This is a genomic window from Enterococcus sp. C53 (assembly GCF_040887425.1).
Taxonomy (GTDB): Bacteria; Bacillota; Bacilli; order Lactobacillales; family Enterococcaceae; genus Enterococcus_B; species Enterococcus_B hirae.
Genome location: NZ_JBFOFT010000024.1, coordinates 1 through 1,052, shown reverse-complemented (window position 1 = coordinate 1,052; position 1,052 = coordinate 1). Strand labels below are relative to the sequence as shown.

Genomic DNA, 1,052 nt, shown 5'->3' with positions numbered 1-1,052 from the left:
CTGTCTAGTTAATTGTAGCCTATCCAAGTATTATTTTTCTTAGTTAGAGCTATGAGTCCAACTATGATTACCCCAACTGTCTTAATTACTTTTCCTTTATCTATATTCGGATGTGCAAGCATATATTTATATAACCAATATCCACCGTAAATTAAACCACCTAATACAATCAGCTTAGCCATGTACTCTTCTCCTTTCTTTTTGTTTAATTACTTTTTGAATCCATCTTGCAGAGAAACCATAAACTTCTGTCAATTGACGGATATCTACAGTTTTTTCCTGTTCTATCATGTTTTCGATTCTTTTTCTAACTAACTCGCGATCGTACATTTTCATTGGAAAAGAAATCTGTTGCCCTCGAAAAGCAAGATAAAATTGATAGAGCAATTCTGAATCCAGTTCCATTTCCTCAAAAAAGTCATTCATACTTTTATAAGAGTTACTCAAACAAGTTTCATCAATCTCCATCTACACACCCCCTGTTATTTTTTACATAATGAAAATAGCATATTACTGGGTACATTGATAATTCATATAACATGTATCATCACATGTATTTTTAAAGTCAAAAAGCATGTAAAACTACTTATAAGTAACATGAGAAAATAAAATGTTATTTTTCTTGAAATAATAATTGACTATCTGCCAATTGCCATTCATTACGAACATGAATACTTAGTGGGTGGGATAACTTACCTTCTGCATTTATCAATACTTTGGTCATCTTCTTTTGTTTCGCACTCAATTGATCGTAAATAGTCTTTGCTTGTTCATAAGCCACTTGACTCGTCGCTGTAATCGAACCACAAGCAAAAATAATGGTATTGATTTTCTTTTCTGTAAAAACAGTTGTTAATATTTCCAAAGATTGTTCATCATTTCCACGAGGAAATACCCGAGGACTTTTCGCTTTTGTATACGAAAAAAGTTTCACAGCAATAAAACCAGTAAATCCTAATTGTCGGATATTCTTTTCGATTAATAACATACTCAAATCATTCGTAAATGGTTCTGTATCTGTTGGACGAATAGTAATGACTACCGCTAATTTC

3 protein-coding genes are annotated in these 1,052 nt (G+C 31.9%); all 3 read right to left on the bottom strand.

From position 1 onward, the window contains the following. Window positions 1-8 precede the first annotated feature (8 nt). The gene (locus AB3I42_RS13940) at window positions 9-182 is read right to left on the bottom strand and encodes a hypothetical protein (protein WP_162783193.1); all 174 of its coding nucleotides are present in this window, start codon (window positions 180-182) and stop codon (window positions 9-11) included. Then, window positions 175-468, bottom strand: a complete 294-nt coding sequence (locus AB3I42_RS13935) for a Mor transcription activator family protein (RefSeq protein WP_002296258.1) — start codon at window positions 466-468, stop codon at window positions 175-177. The genes AB3I42_RS13940 and AB3I42_RS13935 overlap by 8 nt, the downstream gene beginning before the upstream one ends. Before the next feature lie 145 nt (window positions 469-613). Beyond that, on the bottom strand, window positions 614-1,052 hold a 439-nt coding region (locus AB3I42_RS13930; RefSeq protein WP_368022569.1), incomplete at its 5' end, for a DUF1643 domain-containing protein.